This window comes from Marinospirillum minutulum DSM 6287 (genome assembly GCF_000422325.1).
Lineage (GTDB): Bacteria > Pseudomonadota > Gammaproteobacteria > Pseudomonadales > Halomonadaceae > Marinospirillum > Marinospirillum minutulum.
The window spans coordinates 511,627-533,068 of the sequence record NZ_KE383818.1; the positions used below are offsets into that span (position 1 = coordinate 511,627).

The window sequence follows — 21,442 nt, forward strand, 5'->3', positions numbered from 1 at the left end:
ATACCCATGATTAAAAAAATAAGCCTGCTACTGGTTTTACTAATGCTTACAACTAGTGCTTTAGCTAACTCAGCTGCTAAAAAACTACAAGGTTATTTAAAACAAATGCAAACCTTAGAAGGCAGCTTCCAACAGCTAACCCTTGATGCTCGGGGTAATCGAATGCAAGAAGCGCAGGGTAGTGTGCAGCTAGCTAAGCCAGGGCGTTTTTATTGGAGCACCGAACAGCCCTTCCCACAGATTTTAATTTCCAATGGTATAACCCTTTGGGTGTATGACCCAGATTTAGAACAAGTCACAATTCAAACGCTAGATAAACGAGCAACACTAAGTCCTGCCATTATTTTAGCCGGTGAGGCCACTGATTTAACCAAGCATTTTTCTATTAGTGCAACTGAAACAGGAAAGCGAGTGGTGTTTGATTTAATACCCCTACAGCAAGACAGCCTGTTTGAAGAACTTAGCCTAGACTTTGTCGAAGGACGTATTAACGCCCTACAGCTAACTGACAGCCTAGGACAGAAAACACGGGTTGATTTAACCATTACACAGTTTAACCAGCCACTTGATAACCAAATATTTGAATTTGAAGTACCGCCTCATGTGGATGTGATTCAGGAATAACCATGCTTGACGATTTGTTTGCAGCTGAAGCTAAGCTTGCTTGGCAACCCCTAGCCGCCAGAATGCGCCCGCGTAATCTCGATGATTACCTAGGGCAAGAACACCTGTTAGGCAAAGACAAATCGCTACGCCAAGCTTTAGAAGCAGGTCAGTTGCATTCAATGATTTTATGGGGACCACCTGGGGTAGGCAAAACCACCTTGGCCCGCCTGTTAGCAGAATTAGGTGAGTTAAGCTTTACCAGCCTTTCAGCAGTCATGAGCGGCGTAAAAGAAATTCGTGAAGCGGTAAGCGAAGCACAAGAAAAACGCCGTTTTAGCAATAAGCCCACCCTGCTTTTTGTGGATGAAGTGCACCGCTTTAATAAGTCGCAACAAGATGCTTTTTTACCCTACATAGAGGATGGCACCTTTATTTTTATAGGTGCCACCACCGAAAACCCTTCTTTTGAATTAAATTCAGCGCTTTTATCCCGTGCCCGAGTCTATGTGTTAAAGCCCATTCCTACAGAAGTGCTAGAAGGCTTGTTAAGCAAGGCACTAACTGATTCTGAGTATGGGCTAGGGGCACAACAGTTAAGCGTTACTGAAGACAGCCTACAGCTGTTGGCCGCTGCTGCCGATGGGGATGCACGTCGGGCACTGAATTTTTTAGAAATAGCCGCTGACTTAGCCAAAGAAGGCGTAATAAGCGCTGCCACCGTTGCCGAAGTAGTACAAGAAAGTCTGAGACGTTTTGATAAAGGCGGCGAGCAGTTTTACGATCAAATTTCAGCCTTGCATAAGTCTGTTAGGGGTTCTTCACCCGATGCGACGCTTTATTGGTTTTGCCGTATGCTCGATGGTGGTTGCGACCCGCTTTATATCGCCCGCCGTGTGGTGCGTATGGCCAGCGAAGATATCGGCAATGCCGATCCTAGAGGCGTGCAATTGGCTTTAAATGCTTGGGATGTGCAAACCCGTTTAGGCAGTCCAGAAGGTGAATTAGCCATCGCCCATGCGCTGGTTTATTTAGCCGTAGCGCCTAAGTCGAATGCTGTTTACAAGGCTTATAATGCCGCTATGAAAACCGTTAAAAGCACGCCCAGCTATGAAGTACCTTTGCACCTACGCAATGCGCCAACTGGCTTAATGTCTGACTTGGGTTATGGCGAAGCTTACCGCTATGCGCACGATGAACCCCAAGGCTATGCCGCTGGTGAGGTTTATTTACCCCAGCAGTTAGAAGAGAGCAGCTTTTATCAGCCTGTAGAAAGGGGGCTAGAAATAAAAATTGCTGAAAAAATGCGCTATTTAAGGCAATTAGATGAACAAGCTAAACATTAACCTAAAGCTTAATGTTTAAAAGCAATGCTAAGCGTTAGTCCACCACCGGCTGTATCAACTAGGTTTAACTGGCCATTATGCCGTTCAATAATACGTGCCACTATCGCTAATCCCAGCCCAGCACCGCTAGAATTACCTTGATGGTAAAAGCGCTCCAATAATAGTGGTTTTAGCTGTTCTGCCACGCCACAGCCATGGTCAATAACTTCAAGAAGGCTGGTTGTTGAATCAAATAACCACCGAACTTGGATTGAGCTGCCAGAAGTTGAATGGCGTAAGGCATTGGTAACTAGGTTTTGCAATACGATTTCTAAGCTACCCACCTCTAGGGGAATTAAATGTTGGCTGGTTGTTTCCTCATTCAAAAGCTCTAGTTCAATCTTTTTTTGTAAGGCCAAGGGGGCTAGATCAGCTAAAACCTGACGGCTTACTCTTAAAGGATTAATCTTTTCTAAAGGAAAAATAGATTCAGGTTCAAGACGTGCAAGGGTTAGCAGCTGAGAAACAATTCGAGTGGTGCGTTGAATGCCTTGCTGTAACAGTTTTAAGGCTTCTTCTCTGTCTTGTGGGTTCTTTGCTTGTAAGGCATTTTGGCTGTGAAGACTAAGTACGGCAAGGGGTGTGCGAAGCTCATGGGCGGCATCGGCAATAAAACGCTGTTCACGTTCTCTTAACGCTCTTAGCTGTTGCAGTAATAAATTAATAGCTTCTTGAATGGTTTTTAGCTCTTGTGGCAAGTCAGTAAGGTGTAAAGCTTGTAGTGAATGAGGATCACGGTTTCTTAAAACTTCAGCTAAGTGTTCTAAAGGTTTTAAACCCTTACCAATAGTTAGCCAGATAAGTAGTGCTAAAGCTGGCACGCCTAATAAATCTGGCAGTAATGTTCTTAAGGCAATTTTATCAACTAGCTCACCACGCACATCTTCCCTTTCAGCCATAATGATTTGTTGCTGTTGAGGGTGATTCAATACAAAAACTCGCCAAATTTGGCCATCTACCTGCTCTAAGGCATAGCCAGTTTTTTGTTGTGTTAATCGGCTGCCCGGCGCATTACGAGAGCGTAAAATCAGTTCATTTTCTTGCCATACTTGAAAAACCACCTTGCTCTCATAGCGGTGGCCTTCTTGTGTTTTAGCTTTTAAAAAAGGTTGTTCCATTGAATTAAGTAAACGTAACTTTTCAACTGGATTTAAAGGTGCAGCTTCCAGCCCAGTTAACAGGCCGCTAATTAACCTAGCTTGTTGTGCTAAGTGTGCATCGTATAATTCTTCTACCTCATGAGCAGCATCATGGAAGCTGCTCCAAGCAATAAGGCTACTAACAGAAATAAAAAGTAGTAAAGCCCACTTAAGGGTTTGTTTGCGTATGGATGCGCCTTTTTTCATGGTTGAGCATCCTTGTCTAATACATAACCTATGCCCCTTAGGGTGCGTATTAAGCTAGGAAAGAGTTTTTTTCTTAGGTGGTGAATATGCACTTCTAAAGCATTGCTTTCGACATCTTCTTCCCAGCCATAAAGGAGTTGTTGCAGGTGGTCACGGGTGAATACATGGCCAGGCTGGTTGAGTAGTTCGTGTAATAAGGCAAACTCACGGCGGGTTAGATTAACTGGCTGTTGTTGAAAGATGACTTGTTGATTTTGTGGGTTAAGTTCTAGCTCACCCAGTTGCAAGCTTGTTTGTGCACGCCCTGCACTGCGGCGTAATAGGGCGCGTATCCTAGCTTTTAGTTCAGTAATATCAAAAGGCTTAATAAGGTAATCATCGGCTCCGGCATCTAACCCAGCAATGCGGTCTGCAATGGCATCACGTGCGGTTAAAATTAAAACGGGTAAGTTTTTGCCTTCCGCACGTATTTTCTTCAGTAGCGATAAACCATCTAAGCCGGGCAACCCTAAGTCTAACAAGAGCAGATCAAACACCTCATTTTTAATACCATGAAAGGCCTGCTGACCATCGGCCAACCAATCCACAGTATAACCTTCAGGTTTTAGAGCGGTGCGTATACCCTCAGCTAGCGAGGTATCATCTTCAATCAGCAATAGGCGCATAGCAGGAATCCTAGTTAGAAGGCTTAAGGGCGGCTATTTACTAGCGTTTGTAGTTGGTTTTGAAAAGTACTCAAACCTATTTCACCCAATGTTCTTAGTGCTACAACTTCAGTACCCTCACTAGAAAAATAAAGTAGAGCAGGTGGACCAAATAACTGATACTCCTCTAATAAAGCACTTTGTTCAGGCGTGTTTTTAGTTAGATCCAACTGCAAAAACACCAGCTGGTTAACAAAGTTTTGTGGGTTTATTTGGTTAAAAACCTGCTTCTCCATTACTTTACAACTAGCACACCAGTCAGCGTAAAAGTCTAACACCACAGGCAGAGATTGGTTTTTAGCCAGCAGCAGCTGTTGTTTTAGTTGTTTTACGCTGTCAGTTTTTGTAAATAAGGTTTGTTGTTCACCTGCAACAGTAACAAGGCTGCTTTTACCCATTAAACCAGCCAAGGGCTGTAAAGGATCATCTTGCCCTGCCAAAACGCCCATTAATAAAGCTACAGCGTAAATAGCTAAGGCGGCTGCTAACCCACGGCGAGTTTTTTGCCAACTTGTTTTAATTTCACCACTGCCTAAATGAACGGCATACACCAGTGCTAGTAAACCCCACAGCGTTAAACTAATGCTAGCAGGCAGAAAGCGTGCTAGCAGGCTAATAGCTAATGCCAGCAGAAGAACACCAAAAAAATTCTTTACCGCAAGCATCCACACGCCAGCACGGGGTAATAAGCGTCCACCCCCAGCACCGACAAGCAGTAGCGGTACACCCATGCCCAGGCTAAGAGCAAATAAGGCTGCACCTCCTAAAAGTGCATCACCCGTGCTACTAATATAAATAAGTGCGCCTGCCAAAGGTGCTGATACACAAGGCGAGACGACTAAGGCGGAAATAAAACCTAATAGGGCAAGCCCTGCATAGCGGCTTAAACCAGACGTTGATGCTTGCTGATTAGGCTTATTACCTAGGTTGTTTAGTTTATCTCTAAGAAAAGCAGGTAGCTGTAATTCATAAAAACCAAACATGGCCAAAGATAACAATACAAAAATAAGCGCAAATACACTAAGGGCAATGGGGTTTTGCATGGCTGTTTGTAAGTTCATACTGGCACCAAAATACCCCACCACTACGCCTGCTGCTGTATAGGTGGTTGCCATGCCCAGCACATAAGCCACTGACAAACCCAGACCCTTGCCAGTGCTGATCTTTTGCCCTTGACCAGCAATAGCCCCAGCCAAAATAGGCAACATAGGTAGTACACAAGGAGTAAAGGTTAATCCCAGCCCCAATACAAAAAAAGTACCAACTATCCACATCAGTCCAGAAGATTCTAATAAGGTCGCTAAAGCTCCGGCATCTTCGTTTGTGCCTTTAGGTGAAGAGCTAAGCTTAATAATTTGTTCAGTCTCTAAGGTAGTAGCCGTATTACCAGGCCATTGCAGTTGGAAAGTTTCAGTGCGGGGTGGATAACACAAGCCAGCTTCTGCACAACCTTGCCAGCTTAGCTCTACTGTTTGAAGGCCAGCTGGCAAATCGGGGCTAGCCGTTAATTCTAAGGTGTTATAAAAAACATCTACTAGCCCAAAGTTTGGATCATTTTTTGTTGTTGCTTGTGATAAAAAATTGGGCTGCAAAGCTTGTTCATTAGCTTGAATGCTAATTCGAGACTGATATAAATAATAACCTTCAGCAATTTCCCAATGAGCTAATAACTGCTGGTTTTCAAGCACTACACTGGCTTTAAAAGCTTGATTAGCAGGCAAAAAATCTACAGCAGCCTGTAAAAAACCACTGCTAAGCAGCGAGGTTAGCAATAACAGCAGAGTAGAGCGTTTCATTTTCTGATTCCTAATCACTAAATAATAGACCACTAGCCTGAAGCACAAAAATTAAGGCTAGCTTAAGGCGCACTTAAGAAAATCTTAAGTTAGGGCTGAAAGAATGACAGGACTAAAACTAGTCAGGAGCCAAGTAGCATGACAAGAGAACAGTCATTAATAACACCCAAAGGTTTAACACCTTGGTTTGCCGCTGCGGCTTTAATGTTAGGAATAACAGCCGTGAGTTTTATTCCTTCAGCTAAAGCAACAGAGCTAGTACCCATTACACAGTCACAAAAAGCACCGCTACTCAATCAGCGTCTGCCTGATATGAAAGGTGGTGAAATGGCTTTGGCTGATTTTAAAGGCAAGGTGGTGCTGGTTGATTTCTGGGCTTCTTGGTGTGGGCCTTGCCGTGAGTCTTTTCCTTGGATGAATAGCGTGCAAGAAAAATATGCGACACAAGGATTGGTTGTGGTAGGTATTAATTTAGATCAGCAGCCTAAAGAGGCAGAGACCTTTCTTAAGCAGGTGCCAGTAAATTTTACACTGTTACAAGACAGTAAAGCATTTTTGCCAGAAGCCTATGGCTTGATAGGTATGCCCTCTAGTTATTTGCTAGACCGTGAGGGGCGGTTACGCGCCACCCACACCGGATTTCATGCCAGCAGAGTAAAAGAATACGAAGCTAGCATTCAACAATTACTGGCTGAATAAGGAGACACACCATGAATAAAAAAAGGCTAGCACAAGTAAGTTTAGGGTTGCTTATTTTATTGTTTTTAGCGGGTTGCTCTAACTGGGGTGTTAAGCCTTGGGAACGTGACCTTTTAGCCCAGCCAAAAATGCAGCTGATTAATGAACCCGTAGAAGCTGGATTGGATGATCATATTTATTTCAGTAAAGAAGGTAGCAGTGGTGGTCGTAGTTTTGGCGGCGGCGGTTGTGGTTGCAACTAGGAGCAGAGCATGAGCGAATTAAGAAAAAAAGATTCAGCGTTAAACGCAAGTAAGTTGGGCGGAACACTGGCTGCAATAGGCTGTGCACTCCTTCAGGGTATGCCAAATCAGGTGCAAGCTGGCGAGCTAGAAAAATGGGATTTTGATGCAGCAGTGTTGCTTTATGCTGAAAGCGACAGTCGGGTACAAGCTATTGAGCCTGTTATAAGTGCAACGCGTAATTTTGATAGCGAAACAAAGCTTAATTTAAAGCTGGCGCTAGACACGCTCACTGGTGCTTCACCCAATGGCGCTTTTACTAGCGACCAACCACAAACTTTTACTCGTCCTTCAGGTGAAGGTCAATACAGTGCTGCTGCGGGGGAATTGCCGCTGGATGATAGTTTCCGTGATACCCGTATTGCTACCTCTGCTCAGTGGTCTGCACCCCTAGGTCGTGATTGGGCTTATTCTGTGGGTGGCCATTTTTCCACTGAACATGATTACTTGTCGATGGGCGGTAATGCCAGCGTGTCGCGTTACTTGAATCAAAAAAATACCACTTTAACGCTGGCGGGTGGTTTGTCTTTAGATACCATTAGCCCAGAAGGTGGTATTCCGGCTGGTTTAAGTCCAATGGCTGTGTGGGGCAGCAGCAATTTTGATAATGACTTTGCTGCTAGCCGTGTTGGTGGCGATGACGATAAAACTGTGACTGACTTGCTCTTGGGTGTAACTCAGGTTATTAACCGCAGCACCATTATGCAGTTTAACTACAGCCTTAATTTAAGTGATGGTTACCTGACTGACCCTTACAAACTAGTAAGTGTTTTTGATCAGGCTGGTGGTGGTTTACAGGGTTATCGTTATGAAGCACGACCTGATAGCCGTACTAAACAAGCGCTTTTTTGGCAGACTCGCCATCAGCTGGCTGGCGGTGATGTGGTTGATTTAAGTTATCGTTATCAGTTTGATGATTGGGGCATGAACTCCCACACCCTAGAAATGAAATACCGTTGGGATATAGGGCAGCATTACCTTGAACCTCAGGTGCGTTGGTACACTCAATCGGCAGTGGATTTTTATCAGCCCTATGCTACCTCTCAACAGCTAAGTGCAGGCAGCAAAGAACTAACAGCTGATTACCGTTTGGGCAATTTTGATGCTTGGACTTTGGGCCTGCGTTACGGTTATCAACTAACGGCTAAACAAGAAATTTACACGCGCTTGTCTTTATACCAACAAACCTCTAGCAACTTTAGCTCAGCAGTAACACCGGCTTCGGGCAGTGATTTACCTAAAACTACGGCAGTGATGATGATTCTTGGCTATAAGTTCTAATGCAAGCAATCAGGCAAGTAACCTGCAACTGGCAGGGCAGTTTTTTTGTGACGAGCTTTAAAGCCATGGCAAGCCTCTGTGAAATTTTGCTGGCCTTGCCTGAATCTCAAAAAACTTTAGCTGTCCATTTAGCAGAACAAATGGCGGCTGAAGTCTGGCGCATTGAAGATGCCTACAGCCGTTATTCTGGCAATAACTTATTTAGTGATCTTCATGCATCTTCTGGCAAAAAACAGCAGGTTAATGCTGAAACCGCTCGGCTGCTCAATTTTGCTGAACAAGCCTGGCATTTATCTGATGGTCTATTTGATTTAACTTCTGGCCTATTACGCAAAGTTTGGGTTTTTGATGGCAGTGATCGGTTGCCGGATCAATCAGAGATTGATGCACTCTTGCCTTTTATTGGTTGGCAAAAACTTAGCTGGCAGTCAGCTCCTCCCGATGCCCGTGGAGAAATTAAAGGTGGCTGGCTGACTTTACCCGAAGGAATGGAGTTGGATTTTGGCGGTATAGGCAAAGAATATGCTGCTGATCGGGCACTAGGTATGGGCTTACATCTGTTAGAAAAAGTAAAACAAAGCTTTGCTACAGAAGGCAATAAATGGCCTGGCTTGTTAGTTAATTTAGGCGGTGATTTAGCGTGTAGTGGGCCGCTGACAAAAGATAAACCTTGGCAAGTGGGTGTAGAGTCTTTAGCGATAGAAAATACAGCCAGTTTATTATTACAAGTTTCACGCGGTGGTCTGGCAACTTCAGGCGATAGCCGTCGTTTTTTATTAAAAAACGGTAAACGCTACAGTCATCTTTTAAACCCTTTAACAGGTTGGCCAGTAGAACAAGCTTTAAGATCCGTTAGTGTTGCTGCACCGAGTTGTGTGCAAGCAGGGCTAGTGGCTAGTCTAGCCCTACTGCAAGCTGCTAATGCCCGTAGCTTTTTAACGGCTACGGGTTTAAAACACTGGGTTTTAGATTGATTTTTTAACGTTCCACTTTATCTAAATTCAAATAGCTCTTGATGAAAGCGCAGGGAAACTGGCTGCTTTTTTAAACCACTTAGTAAAGCCTTAGCTAAGCCATTTGGTCCACAGAACCAGATATCGACTTGCTTAGAAGTAATCGCTAGCTGATCAGCAGTTAAACGCTGTCCTTGTTGGCTATCATAAATATGCAAGCTAATGTCTGGAGTACTTTCAACCAGCTGTTTTAAGCGTGCAACCAAAGGATCTGTCTCAGCAGCTGAAGTGCAATAGTACAAATTGATTGCTGTCTTATAGCGTTCAGGATGTTTGGTATGGCTTTCTAAGGCTGCTAAAAAAGGTGTAACACCTATACCGCCGGCAACCCAAATTTGCTGAGCATTTTTTCTACCCTTGGCAGGATTAAATCGACCATAAGGCCCTTCAATTAAAACTGGCTGACCACTATGTAAGTGCTGCGGTATTTTGCGCGTGTAATCACCTAAGGCTTTAATTTGAAAACTAAGCTGACCATTTGTTTTATCAGCACTGGATAAAGTAAAAGGATGAGCGCCTTCAAGCTTATTAAAGGTTACCAGAGCAAACTGACCTGCTTGATGCCCAGGCCACTGTTTTCCAAGATCACACACCACTTGAGTAACTTGATTGGAAAGTGATTCGACGCTTTTTATTATGCCTTGGTAACGGCGATTTTTACCTATACTACCAGTTAAAGATTGAATAGATCCGAATAATCCGCCCAGTATTAATAAAGCCATTACCCAGCCAGTTGATTGTTGCCACCAGCTAGGTGGTGCTAATAACAAGGCATGAGCGGCAAGGGTTAGGTAAATTAAAGGCATTGCCTTATGTAAGTAACGCCAATAGTGGTAGGGAATTAAGCGGAGCAGTGTAATAGCCACTAAAAATAATAAAATATACAGTCCAGGCTCGCCTAAGTCTTCTGCAGCATCTTGAAAAGTATCTAGCCAACCAGAGAACTTGCCTTCTTTTTGACTACGATCTCTACCCAAGATAGCTTTCAGCCCATCATCCCACATTTCTATCAACCAATGACTTAGGGCAAAAAAAACCGCGAATATTCCAGTCCATTTATGCAGCTGGTAAATACTATCTAAACCACCCAAAGGTGTTTCTAGCCAAGCTGGACGAGTAGCTAGTAGCAGAGTGAGCGACATAAAATTTATGGCTAGGTAGCCACTTAGGGTTAGAAAATGATCGTAACTTGTTCCTACTTGCCAAAAAACAAGTTGAATAATTAGCAGTAAAGCTAGGTTTAAGTTGGTGCGCTTAGTAGGCATAGGCCGATACCTTTTAATGATAGGTAGGATTGAATGCCTAGTTTGCAATGCAAAGCTTACGCCAAACTTAACTCATACAAAAAGAAGGGTTAAAACGCCCAACCAGTAATCTCTAACCAAGAAGCTAAACCTAATAAACCAGCTACTTCTTGCCCACCTATTAACAACACTAAACATCCAACCACTAGGTGAGGGCCAAAGGGTAAAGCCTGCCCTTGCCATTGAGCATTAAGCTTTAAAACTAACGCCACCAACAAACCAGAAATAGACGCCAACATAACCACAGGTATTAAAGCGGGCGCACCTAACCAAGCACCAATAGCGGCAAGCAGTTTAAAATCGCCATAACCCATGCCTTCACGCCCAGTTAATAGCTTAAAGACCCAAAACAAACTCCATAAAGATAAATAGCCCAGCAAAGCCCCTAAAAAGGCTTGGTCAAACATATTGCTTGAAGAAAACACCCAATGCCAAGTTAACCCAGCCCAAACTAGCGGCAGGGTAATTTTGTCGGGTAAAAGCTGGGTTTGTGAATCTATTACCGCCAAGACTAAAAGGCTTAAAGCAAAACCTAAATAGACTAAGCTGCTTAAATTAGCGCCAAAGCGCCAAGCAACCAGTAAAGCTAATAAACCACCGGTTAATTCAACCAAAGGGTAGCGCAGTGGGATTTTTACCTTACAGCTAACACAAGCGCCTTTTAAAACCAGCCAGCTAATTAAAGGTAAGTTATGCCACCAACGTAAGGGAGTTTTACAGCTAGGGCAGTGGGAAGCTGGCCAGCTAAGTGAAACTTCGGGCAAGTCTGCTTCACCCCATTCACGGCGTAAAATTAAAGGTAAGCGATAAATAACCACATTAATAAAGCTGGCAACCACTAACCCTAGCAGGGTAATAAAAGCCAGCCATAAACCAGTAGGCCAAAGGTGGAAGCTTAGGTATAGGTCTAGGTTCACAAAATATCGCCCATTTGGAAAATGGGTAGGTACATAGCAATAACTAAGCTACCCACAATAACCCCTAGCACAACTATAACCATGGGCTCTAAAAGGCTAGTCATATTGTCAACCATGGCTTCTACTTCTTCCTCATAAAAGTCTGCCACCTTGGCTAGCATGGTATCTAAAGCGCCTGACTCTTCACCTATGGCGACCATTTGATTAACCATAGTAGGAAAAAGGCGACCATTACGCATGGCAAAATTTAGCTGTTGACCCGTAGAAACGTCTTCACGAACCTGTTGAACATGACGATTATAAACCAAACTACCCGAAGCTTTACCTGCAGACTCTAAAGAATCGACTAGGGTAACACCGGCAGCAAAAGAGGTAGATAAGGTTCTAGCAAAACGTGCAACAGCCGATTTATGCAGCAATTGACCAATAACAGGCAAGCGCAAACCTAAATGACTTAAACGTAATTCAAAAGCAGGCGAGCGTTTTTTCATCATTAAAATAATGTAAACTGCTGCTACCATTGCGCCTAGAACCAAATACCACCATTCCTGCATAAAGCGTGACATATTAACCACTAGCTGAGTAAAAGCAGGTAACTCAGCACCAAAGCCAGCAAACATCTTTTCAAATTCAGGCACTACTTTAATAAGCAATAAAGCAGAAACCCCCATACCGATTAAGAGAACAAAAACTGGGTAATAAAGGGCTTTTTTAATTTTGTTTTTTAGGGTTTCCATGCGCTCTTTGTAAATGGCAACCCGCTCTAGCATGGTTTCTAAAGTACCTGAATTTTCACCCGCTTCTACTAGGCTACAAAACAACTCATCAAATACTTTGGGGTGGCGGCGTAAAGCTTGGGCTACAGGCGTACCGGCAGAGATTTGATCGCGTAAATCAATTAGCAGATTACGCATACTCGCTTTAGTTTGCCCTTCTATAGTGATAGAAAAGGCTTGAACAACAGGCACCCCTGCTTTAATCATGGTGGCTAGTTGGCGAGAGAAAAGCGTAATGTCACGCGCATTGATTTTATCGCCAAAACTAAAGCTTAAAGAAGATTTTTTTCTGACTCGCTTGGGGTTAATGCCCTGTTCTCTTAATTTTGCACGTACAAAATTAATGTCTTCAGCATCCATTACCCCTTTAACTTTTTCACGCCGAGAATTAACACCTTCCCAGTTAAAGGAGTAGACTTTATTGGCTTTCTTTTTCATTGTTTAGTTATCTATTCCTTGGTTTTTTATTCCATAGTTACGCGGGTAAGCTCATCAATACTCAATAAGCCAGCAAGCACTTTTTTTCTTCCAGCCATACGAAGATCAGGAAAACCCTGCTCACGTGCTTTTAAATCAATTTCCCGCACACTTGCACCCTGCATAATTAATTCAGCCAAGGCATCTGTAATTTTTACGACTTCATAAATCCCCGTTCTGCCTTTATAGCCTGAGGTACATTGATTACAACCCCCAGGCTTATAAATGGTGTGGTTAGTTAATTCATCTTCTGTAAAACCTAAATCAAGTAATACTTGTTTGGGCGTGTCGCTGGGAATTTTGCATTTGCTACACAGTTTTCTAGCAAGGCGTTGAGCAATAATTAATTGTAAAGAAGCTGCAAGGTTATAGGCAGGAATGCCCATATTGAATAAGCGATTTATCGTGGCTGAGGCAGAGTTGGTATGCAAAGTAGAAAGCACTAGGTGGCCTGTTTGTGCCGCTTTAATAGCAATTTCAGCAGTTTCTAAATCCCTTATTTCTCCCACCATTACTACATCAGGGTCTTGGCGCAAAAAGGCACGTAAGGCAGCAGCAAAAGTTAAGCCCACCTTGGGGTTAACATTAACCTGATTAATGCCTTCCATATTAATTTCGACTGGGTCTTCTGCACTAGAAATATTGCGCTCTGTCGTATTTAAAATATTTAAGCCTGTATAAAGACTAACAGTTTTACCGCTACCCGTAGGTCCTGTTACTAAAATCATGCCTTGCGGTCTGGCAAGGGCTGCTTCATAGAGTTTTTGTTGTTCTGGTTCAAAGCCTAGTTGTTCTATACCTAATTTAGCGCTACTGGCATCTAGAATACGCAATACCAGTTTTTCACCCCAAAGGGTCGGCAGGGTATTAACACGAAAATCTAGGCTACGCGTTTTAGATATTTTTAGTTTGATACTGCCATCTTGCGGTATGCGACGTTCAGAAATATTCATGCGTGCCATTACTTTAATGCGGGCAGCAAGTCGACCACGTAAAGATAAGGGTGGGCGAGTAACTTCATGCAAAATACCATCAATACGACTGCGAATACGGTAGCTCTGCTCAAAGGGTTCAAAGTGAATATCAGATGCGCCTTTACGCACGGCATCGAGTAAAATTTTGTTTACAAACTTAACAATGGGCGCATCTTCTTGGCTACCATCGAAGGAAAGGTTTTCATCTTCAACAGGGTTGTTGTCTATTTCAAGTGCTTCAAGTTCGGCGTTATCTAAATCACCTAGGGCGCTAATATCAGTTTCTAATGACCTTTCTAAAACGTGATGTAACTTTTCTTCAGAAACAATAATAGGGTTAATAATTAGCCCAGTTTGAAACTGTATTTCATCTATGGCTGCAAGATTGGTGGGTGTAGAGAGGGCTAGGTTAAGAATGTTTTCTCTTTGTAATAAAGGCAGTGCTTGGTGCTTACGCAATAGCTGTTCATCGACTATTTTTTTGGGCAAATAGCGACTGTCGAAGGTATCTAAGTCTAAGTAGGGTAGGCCAAACTCTTCTGCTACTAGGTAGGCTAATAAATCACTGTCTATTCTGCCTGTAGAGCTTAAATAATGAATGTAAGAAAGGTTTTTTTGTTTTGCGTCCGCCTGGGCAGATAAAGCTTCGTGCTCATCTAATAAACCTTCTCGTATTAAACGCCTAGATAATGAATTTAGAAGGTTAGCGTTAGTTGTATCCACCATAAAATCAAATCCTTAGTAAGAGCCATGAGTATGCTGTAGCCCTGTTATGACTTCAAGCTTTACCAAAGGTAACTTTAGTAGAGTAAAAGGTAAAATTAAAACACTTGTTTGACTAGAGCGCATAAATAAACTAATACTGTGCTATTAAGTCAGTGGAGTTAATTATGCCCCAGTCTACTTCTGTCAGTGAGCTAGCCAAGTTGCTAAGCCTTCAACAACAAGCGTTTATTCAGCAGCCTTTGCCCTCAGCAGCGCAGCGCAAAGTTTGGTTACAAAAATTACGTGGCCTTTTATTAGAAGAAAAATCAGCCATTGCTGCCGCTATAAGCGCTGACTTTAGCCACCGCAGTGTTGATGAAACTTATTTGGCAGAAGTTTTACCCAGCCTAGAGGCAATTGATTATGCCTGCAAACACTTAAAGCGTTGGATGAAGCCTTCGCGTCGCTCAGTTAGCCTAGCTTTTCAGCCTGCTTCAGCAAAAGTGGTTTACCAACCTTTGGGTGTGGTGGGTGTGTTAGTGCCTTGGAATTACCCCTTGTTTTTAAGCCTTGGCCCTTTAATTGGCGCTTTGGCGGCAGGTAATCGGGTGATGATTAAAATGAGTGAACACACGCCCCGAACAGCCCAACTACTTAAAGAGTTGCTAGCCAAAGTATTTGCTGAAGACTTGGTTGCACTAGTGCAAGGCGATGCAGAGGTAGCCATTGCCTTTTCACAGTTAGCTTTTGATCACCTGTTGTTTACTGGCTCCACCCAAGTGGGGCGGCAAGTAATGCAGGCAGCGGCACAAAACTTAACGCCTGTAACGCTCGAGCTGGGTGGCAAGTCACCCACGATTATTAGTGAAGAAGCGCCCATGCAAGAAACCGCCCAGCGCATCGCTTTTGGTAAAACAGTAAATGCCGGGCAAACCTGCGTTGCTCCCGATTACCTATTAGTGCATGAAAGCCGTTTAGATGAACTGGTTCAAGCTTTAAGCCAAGCGGTGCGGGAGTTTTACCCAAGCTTGGCAGACAATCCCGATTACACCGCCATAATTAACCCGCGCCAAGTTGAACGCTTACAAGCTTATATAACCGATGCCCAAGCTTTGGGGGCGGAAGTAATACAGCTACCCAGTGAAGCACAAGAAAGGCGTTTACCCCTTACTTTATTATTAAAAGTAACCGATACAATGCAGGTGATGCAGGAAGAAATTTTTGGCCCTATTTTACCGATTATTACTTACAAAACTTTTGACGAAGTCTTGAGCTATGTTCGTCAGCGCCCTAAGCCTTTAGCGCTTTATTATTTTGGCTATAACAAGGTGGAGCAGCAACAAGTTTTACAAACCCTACATGCCGGTGGTGTTTGTTTAAACGACACGCTTTTACACGTTGCACAACAAGATTTGCCTTTTGGTGGTGTAGGTGCTTCGGGCATGGGGCATTACCACGGTTACGAAGGCTTTTTAACTTTTAGTCATGCTAAAGCGGTGTTTAGTAAATCACGCTTTAATGCAGCTAAATTTATCTACCCACCCTATGGTGGCTGGTTACAAAAACTTATTCTTAGGTTCTTTTTGTGCTAGTTAGAAAACAAAATAAAAACAAAAATAAAGGAAGCCTTAATGCCAATAACGACTTCTAAACTAACCCGCCGTGGTTTTTTAAAGCTAGGTTTAGTCACTGGTGCAACTTTAAGCCTAGTGGGTGTAACGCTAGGTGTTACAAGCTGGGTTACTAATCAAACAGCCTCAGGCTTTAGTTATTTGCGTAGTCAAGATATTGCTATGTTAAAGGCTGTTTTGCCGGTGATTTATGCCGGTACTAGCAATCCAGAAAACCAGCCAGCGCAATTAGCTGCTTCTTTAACAATGATAGATTACAACCTTGCCCACCTTTCACCCAGTATGCGCAAGCTAACCTTACAGCTATTCGATTTGCTAACTAACCCAATAACACAAGGCTCTTTAACCGGTGTTTGGGGTGCTTGGTCGGCTGCTTCGCCAGAGACAATTCAAAACTTTCTTAACCGTTGGCAAGCCAGCCGCTGGACTCTCTTAAACCAAGGGCAAGCCGCTATTTTACAACTCGCTAGGCTGGCTTTTTACAGCCAACCTAGCTCTTGGCAAATCTGTGGTTACCCAGGGCCACCCAACTTAGGTTAAGAGGCATGGGGGTTAATAATCAGGGGGGGTAATCAGCATGGCAATTAGCGATGTTTTTTTAGAAGGAGTGCAAGCAGGCTGGCAAGTTCATAATGCCTCCTTGTTTGAAAAAGACCAGCAGTTAGAAGTGGATGTGGTGATTGTTGGCAGTGGTGCCGGCGGTGCAACCACGGCTGAAATTTTAACGGCTGCGGGTTTGCGTGTGTTGGTTGTGGAAGAAGGTCCGTTACGCACCAGTAGTGATTTTAAAATGCAAGAAGCAACCGCCTATGCAGAGCTTTACCAAGAAGGTATGGCAAGAATGAGCAAAGACGGTGGCATAAGCATTATGCAAGGCCGTGCTGTAGGCGGTTCAACGCTTATTAATTGGACATCTAGCTTTCGTACCCCACCTGCAACCTTAGAGCACTGGGCGGATAAGCATGAGGTGAGCGGTTTAAGCGAACAAACCCTAAAACCTTGGTTTGAACGTATGGAAAAACGCTTAGGCATAGAACCTTGGCCTATTGCTGCTAATGCCAATAACGAGGTCATTAAAAGAGGCTGCCAAACTTTAGGTTATGACTGGGCAGTTATACCCCGTAATGTACGTGACTGCCTAAGCCTAGGGTTTTGCGGTATGGGCTGCCCAGCCAATGCCAAACAATCCATGTTAGTTACCTGCTTGCCAGCCACTTTACAACAGGGTGGCGAACTCCTTTATTTAGCTAGAGCCGAGCGACTAACCTTTAAGCAAGGCAGGGTAGAACAGCTCGAATGTTTAGCCCTAGATGCTAGGGGTGTTGAAACAACTGGCAAGCGCATTGCTATCAAAGCAAAACACTATATTTTGGCGGGCGGCGCAATTAATACGCCAGCTATTTTATTGCGTTCTCAAGCCCCAGATCCTTATAAACTGTGTGGCAAACGAACGTTTTTACACCCAGTTAACTTTTCTGCGGCTCAGTTTGTTGACGAAATTAATCCTTTTTATGGTGCGCCGCAATCCATTTATAGCGATCATTTTCAGTGGCAAGAAGGTGCGGCTGGCGCTATGGGCTATAAGCTAGAAGTACCACCTTTACACCCAGCTTTTGCCGCCACTATTTTAGGTGGCAAAGGGCAGGTTAATGCCCAGCGTATGGCAAAACTGCCTAATACGCACATGATGCTAGCCTTAATGCGTGATGGTTTTCACCCAGCGAGTGCCAGCGGCAAGGTAGAGCTGCGTAGTGATGGCAGCCCAGTGCTAGATTATCAAATGACCGACTTTACTTGGCAGGCCATGCGACGTGCTTATCACAGCATGGCTGAAATTCAATTTGCAGCAGGTGCAGAAAAGGTTTTTCCAGTACATAATCAGGCTGATTACATGACCAGCCTCGCTGAAACCCAGCGTGTTATTGATGGTTTAGATTTAGCCATTCATCGAGCGCGTTTAGGTAGTGCGCATGTTATGGGCGGCTGTGCCCTGAGTGATAACCCCAAACAGGGGGTGACTAACAGCTGGGGAGTGCACCACCAATTAGAAAACTTGTCGGTGCATGATGGTTCAGTGTTTCCAACCAGTATTGGTGCTAACCCACAGTTATCTATTTATGCAATAGCGGCTTTGTTTAGCGACCAGCTATTAAAAATATGCGTCTAAAAATAGATTGGTCTTTTGCGCTCTAGCATTAAATTGCAGTTGCATAAAGTTACATTATCTTTCATAGTTAGCGCAGAGTAGGCAGTAGCAGCAAAAGGGTTGCTGTTAGTCTACTCACAGATTTTTTATTCTTAGGAGAGACAACAATGAAAGCAACACAACAAGGTTTTACGCTAATTGAATTACTCGTGGTTATTGCCATTATTGGTATTTTATCGGCTGTAGCAGTGCCCCAGTATCAGAAGTATGTGACTAAAGCAGAAGTAACGGCTGATCATGCGGCAGTACGCACTATGCAAACTGCAGTGGATGCGACCATTTTTAGCAATAGATCTTCAGCACCTACAGATATTGCAGACTACAACTTGGGACCTTCAGTTGCAGCGACTAAGGATGATGATAAAGGAATTGTTGGGTTTACTGTAGCGGCAACGGGTGTTGCAACTTTAGTTAAAGGTGATATCAGTCTTAAACGTAATGCTGAGGGTGGATGGACTTGTAAAAATACTAGTGGTACAGCTATTAAAGGCTGTACCACTACTACACCTTAAAAATCTAGTTTCCAATATTAAAAAAAGCCCTCAATAGTAGAGTACACTTTGAGAGCTTTTTTATTTCTATCTTTCTTTCCCTTCCCACCAAGAAAACTTCTTTTCTTAGACCAATGGTTAAAGTTTAACCACCACCAGCCGATAACTACCTCAAGCAGATTGACTTTACTTAAAAATATCCAACAAGAGGTTAGCTTATGGCTAGTGCAAATATTACCTTATCAAACGCTTCACCTAGCTCGTCTCAGTTAGGTAAAGCTCAGGCTTCAACAAAAAAATCCAACGCGCCTTTTGCCGCAAGTTTACAAACCACGGCTACAGATAAAAATCCTGCTGGCGTTAAAACTAAGCTAACAACGGAAGAAAAGGCTGAGTTTGCTAAACAAGCTGAAGCGACAACGCTAGAAAATAAAAGAACCCTGCTACAAACCATGTTTGCCCAGGGTAAAGAAGGCGATAGCAAAGCTATGCGCATTTTTTACCAAGAAGCCGCCAGTGCCATTGAAAGCGTGCTTCAAAAAGAATTTGGCGACGAAGACTTTAGCCTACAAAAGCTGATAGATAAAACATCAGGCATTGAAGGCCAAGAAGATTATTGGTCGTCAGAAAATACTGCTGAGCGCATTATGATTGGTGCAACCAGTTATTTTGAAACCTTTAAAAAGCAAAACCCTAATTTAAGCGAAGAAGAACTGGTAGAAAAATACACCAACCTAATCAAACCCGCTTTAGAAAAAGGTATGGGTGAAGCCATTGAAATACTCAAAGGCTTTGGTGCTTTTGAAGGCCATATAAAAGATACGGTAGAAGAAACACAAAGGCTAGTATTTGAAAAGCTAGAAGCCTTCCGCGATAGAATACTTGGCAAAACTGAACAAGACGATAAACCGCTATTTGATGATGCTAACCCTACCGAAGAAAGTCAGTAGTTTTTTATAGGTGTTGGTAGTTAAAAAAGGGTCGGGGACGACGCACAGCCCTCAAGTGTAAGAGAAATCCTACCTTGGGGGCTTTTTAATCGCTCAAGGTCGGGCTTCAGCCCGACTTGTTGGCCTAAAGACCAAACTACAAATTACCGAGTAAGTCGCTCTTTTAACACTGGGCGTAGTTTGTCAGCCATCTCAGTTAGCGCTTTTTCAGTGGTTTCCCAATCAATACAGGCATCGGTTACTGAAACACCGTATTTAAGTTGGCTTTTATCGGCTGGAATGGACTGATTTCCAAAGCCAATATTCGATTCAACCATTAAGCCTAGAATGGATTGGTTACCATCTAAAATTTGGTTGGCAACATTATCTAACACGAGTGGTTGCAGGTTGGCATCTTTATTAGAATTGGCATGGCTGCAGTCAATCATAATATTTTTATCTAAACCAGCTTTGGCTAGTTCATTTTCGCACAGCTTTACACTCACTGAATCATAGTTAGGTTTGCCATTACCGCCACGTAAAACAGCATGACCATATTTGTTGCCCTTGGTGCGGATAATTGCTACCTGACCTTGAGTATTGATACCTAAAAAATTATGCGGATGTGCCATAGATTTTAAAGCATTAATAGCAACCTCTAAGCCACCATCGGTACCGTTTTTAAAGCCAACAGGGCAAGATAAACCACTGGACATTTCACGGTGGGTTTGTGATTCAGTAGTACGTGCACCTATCGCACTCCAAGCAATGCAGTCTTGCATATACTGTGGCGAAATAGGGTCTAAGGCTTCAGTTGCTAAGGGCAAGCCTAACTCAGATAAATCAACCAAAAGCTGACGACCTATATGCAAGCCTTCCTCAATTTGAAAGCTATCATCCATGTGCGGGTCGTTAATTAAACCTTTCCAGCCAACGGTAGTACGCGGTTTTTCAAAATAAACACGCATTACTAAATAAAGGGTGTCACCTACCTTGGCAGCTAGGTCTTTTAAACGGCTAGCATAGTCTTTGGCTGCGTCTACATCATGAATAGAGCAAGGCCCGATAACAACAAATAGGCGCGGATCTTCACGATCTAAAATCTTTTGAATAACCTGACGACCTTCGTAGACTGTTTTTTCAGCTGCACCAGTTAAAGGAATTTTTTCTTTTAAACGATCAGGTGTAATTAAAACTTCTTGCGAAGCGACGTTAAGGTTGTGTACGCGCTTGTTATCAGACATGGGTTGTTTTCCTATTTTCCTTAAAATGAGTAATGCTTTTTAACATTGTATTTTATTGCACTGCATCTAAGCAATTGACTAGCCACTTATAAGCAATTATCTGGCTTAGGTAAGCCAGCATACCTAGCTAGGGCTTTGGCAGGGCTTTGACCAAAAAGCTGCATTAAATAAATACTGCTGGTTTTTTCGGCTGCTAAATGTTGGCGCAAATACTTAGTTAAAGGTCGCATAGCTGGAGATAATTGATAGGTTTGGTAAAAATCACGCAACAATAAAATAATCTCTAAATGTTCAGGTGTTAGCTTTATTTTATCTTGAGCAGCAAGGTATTCCGCCACTTGTGGTGACCAGTCTTGTAAATTTACTAAAAAACCTTCTGGATCTAACTCAGGTAAATTACCAGCTACAGACACGATCAGCCTCCAAACTTGCAGCTACCCATTCAGCATCAGAAAGCGGTTGAATAGCTGGTGAGCAGTTATTTAATAAACCTCGGGCTTGTAAATCACTGCTGAGTGCAAAAACACTGACCCCTTGAGGAAGCTGTTGTAGAAAATCTGCTTGAACAGCTAAAGCAACAGCAGCTTCAATTAAAACTAGGCTGTCTGTTTTAGCTAAAAGTTTTAAGCAGTTAGCTAGTTTATGTTGGGCGTTTAGTTGGTGAAGGCTAGCCATGGGGT

21 protein-coding genes are annotated in these 21,442 nt (G+C 43.2%); 11 read left to right on the forward strand and 10 right to left on the reverse strand.

What is annotated here, in order from left to right:
• Window positions 1-6: 6 nt before the first annotated feature.
• On the forward strand, window positions 7-624 hold the full coding sequence (gene lolA, locus H571_RS0112030; protein WP_051168316.1) for an outer membrane lipoprotein periplasmic chaperone LolA: 618 nt from the start codon (window positions 7-9) through the stop codon (window positions 622-624).
• 2 nt (window positions 625-626) lie between these two features.
• A complete protein-coding gene (locus tag H571_RS0112035; RefSeq protein WP_027849528.1) occupies window positions 627-1,949 on the forward strand; it encodes a replication-associated recombination protein A in 1,323 nt (440 codons plus the stop codon).
• Between the two features lie 8 nt (window positions 1,950-1,957).
• Here H571_RS0112035 and H571_RS0112040 read toward each other — a convergent pair whose 3' ends face one another.
• The 3 genes from H571_RS0112040 to dsbD are packed head-to-tail and all read right to left on the reverse strand — an operon-like array spanning window position 1,958 to window position 5,834.
• Window positions 1,958-3,334, reverse strand: a complete 1,377-nt coding sequence (locus H571_RS0112040; RefSeq protein WP_027849529.1) for an ATP-binding protein — start codon at window positions 3,332-3,334, stop codon at window positions 1,958-1,960.
• Window positions 3,331-3,999 (reverse strand): response regulator, encoded by a 669-nt coding sequence (locus tag H571_RS0112045; RefSeq protein ID WP_027849530.1) that lies wholly within the window; start codon window positions 3,997-3,999, stop codon window positions 3,331-3,333. Before H571_RS0112045 ends, H571_RS0112040 begins: the two co-directional genes overlap by 4 nt.
• A 23-nt stretch (window positions 4,000-4,022) precedes the next feature.
• The gene (gene dsbD / locus H571_RS0112050) at window positions 4,023-5,834 is read right to left on the reverse strand and encodes a protein-disulfide reductase DsbD (protein ID WP_036218196.1); all 1,812 of its coding nucleotides are present in this window, start codon (window positions 5,832-5,834) and stop codon (window positions 4,023-4,025) included.
• 138 nt (window positions 5,835-5,972) lie between these two features.
• Here dsbD and H571_RS0112055 point away from each other — a divergent pair, with 138 nt between their 5' ends.
• The 4 genes from H571_RS0112055 to H571_RS0112070 are packed head-to-tail and all read left to right on the forward strand — an operon-like array spanning window position 5,973 to window position 9,069.
• Entirely contained in the window at window positions 5,973-6,533 is a 561-nt protein-coding gene (locus tag H571_RS0112055) for a TlpA family protein disulfide reductase (RefSeq protein WP_245562350.1), read from the forward strand.
• An 11-nt stretch (window positions 6,534-6,544) separates the two neighbouring features.
• Entirely contained in the window at window positions 6,545-6,775 is a 231-nt protein-coding gene (locus tag H571_RS0112060; RefSeq protein ID WP_027849533.1) for a DUF4266 domain-containing protein, read from the forward strand.
• 9 nt (window positions 6,776-6,784) lie between these two features.
• Entirely contained in the window at window positions 6,785-8,095 is a 1,311-nt protein-coding gene (locus tag H571_RS15100) for a DUF3570 domain-containing protein (protein ID WP_051168317.1), read from the forward strand.
• Window positions 8,095-9,069: an FAD:protein FMN transferase gene (locus H571_RS0112070; RefSeq protein WP_027849534.1), complete on the forward strand. Its 975-nt coding sequence runs from the start codon at window positions 8,095-8,097 to the stop codon at window positions 9,067-9,069. The genes H571_RS15100 and H571_RS0112070 overlap by 1 nt, the downstream gene beginning before the upstream one ends.
• Before the next feature lie 17 nt (window positions 9,070-9,086).
• Here H571_RS0112070 and H571_RS0112075 read toward each other — a convergent pair whose 3' ends face one another.
• From H571_RS0112075 to pilB, 4 genes are all read right to left on the reverse strand, one after another.
• Window positions 9,087-10,373: a ferredoxin reductase family protein gene (locus tag H571_RS0112075; RefSeq protein ID WP_027849535.1), complete on the reverse strand. Its 1,287-nt coding sequence runs from the start codon at window positions 10,371-10,373 to the stop codon at window positions 9,087-9,089.
• A gap of 89 nt (window positions 10,374-10,462) precedes the next feature.
• Window positions 10,463-11,329: a prepilin peptidase gene (locus H571_RS0112080; RefSeq protein WP_027849536.1), complete on the reverse strand. Its 867-nt coding sequence runs from the start codon at window positions 11,327-11,329 to the stop codon at window positions 10,463-10,465.
• Window positions 11,326-12,543 carry a type II secretion system F family protein gene (locus tag H571_RS0112085; RefSeq protein ID WP_027849537.1) on the reverse strand — a complete coding sequence of 406 codons (1,218 nt, stop codon included), beginning with the start codon at window positions 12,541-12,543 and terminating at the stop codon, window positions 11,326-11,328. Before H571_RS0112085 ends, H571_RS0112080 begins: the two co-directional genes overlap by 4 nt.
• Window positions 12,544-12,569: 26 nt before the next feature.
• Window positions 12,570-14,282: a type IV-A pilus assembly ATPase PilB gene (gene pilB, locus H571_RS0112090; protein WP_211219791.1), complete on the reverse strand. Its 1,713-nt coding sequence runs from the start codon at window positions 14,280-14,282 to the stop codon at window positions 12,570-12,572.
• Window positions 14,283-14,446: 164 nt separating this feature from the next.
• Between pilB and H571_RS0112095 the strand changes: the two genes are divergently transcribed.
• The 5 genes from H571_RS0112095 to H571_RS0112115 all read left to right on the forward strand — a co-directional run bounded on the left by H571_RS0112095 (window position 14,447) and on the right by H571_RS0112115 (window position 19,539).
• Window positions 14,447-15,853 (forward strand): coniferyl aldehyde dehydrogenase, encoded by a 1,407-nt coding sequence (locus tag H571_RS0112095; protein ID WP_036218200.1) that lies wholly within the window; start codon window positions 14,447-14,449, stop codon window positions 15,851-15,853.
• Window positions 15,854-15,892: 39 nt separating this feature from the next.
• Window positions 15,893-16,432, forward strand: coding sequence for a hypothetical protein (locus tag H571_RS0112100; RefSeq protein ID WP_027849540.1), 540 nt, complete (start codon window positions 15,893-15,895; stop codon window positions 16,430-16,432).
• A gap of 37 nt (window positions 16,433-16,469) precedes the next feature.
• On the forward strand, window positions 16,470-18,059 hold the full coding sequence (locus tag H571_RS0112105; protein ID WP_027849541.1) for a GMC family oxidoreductase: 1,590 nt from the start codon (window positions 16,470-16,472) through the stop codon (window positions 18,057-18,059).
• A gap of 146 nt (window positions 18,060-18,205) precedes the next feature.
• Window positions 18,206-18,610, forward strand: coding sequence for a prepilin-type N-terminal cleavage/methylation domain-containing protein (locus H571_RS16260; RefSeq protein WP_027849542.1), 405 nt, complete (start codon window positions 18,206-18,208; stop codon window positions 18,608-18,610).
• Window positions 18,611-18,807: 197 nt separating this feature from the next.
• Window positions 18,808-19,539 (forward strand): DUF5610 domain-containing protein, encoded by a 732-nt coding sequence (locus H571_RS0112115; RefSeq protein ID WP_027849543.1) that lies wholly within the window; start codon window positions 18,808-18,810, stop codon window positions 19,537-19,539.
• A gap of 143 nt (window positions 19,540-19,682) precedes the next feature.
• Here H571_RS0112115 and H571_RS0112120 read toward each other — a convergent pair whose 3' ends face one another.
• From H571_RS0112120 to tusB, 3 genes are all read right to left on the reverse strand, one after another.
• A complete protein-coding gene (locus H571_RS0112120; protein WP_027849544.1) occupies window positions 19,683-20,762 on the reverse strand; it encodes a 3-deoxy-7-phosphoheptulonate synthase in 1,080 nt (359 codons plus the stop codon).
• 86 nt (window positions 20,763-20,848) lie between these two features.
• Entirely contained in the window at window positions 20,849-21,175 is a 327-nt protein-coding gene (locus tag H571_RS0112125; RefSeq protein ID WP_211219792.1) for a TusE/DsrC/DsvC family sulfur relay protein, read from the reverse strand.
• Window positions 21,159-21,437, reverse strand: coding sequence for a sulfurtransferase complex subunit TusB (gene tusB, locus H571_RS0112130; RefSeq protein ID WP_027849546.1), 279 nt, complete (start codon window positions 21,435-21,437; stop codon window positions 21,159-21,161). The genes H571_RS0112125 and tusB overlap by 17 nt, the downstream gene beginning before the upstream one ends.
• Window positions 21,438-21,442 lie beyond the last annotated feature (5 nt).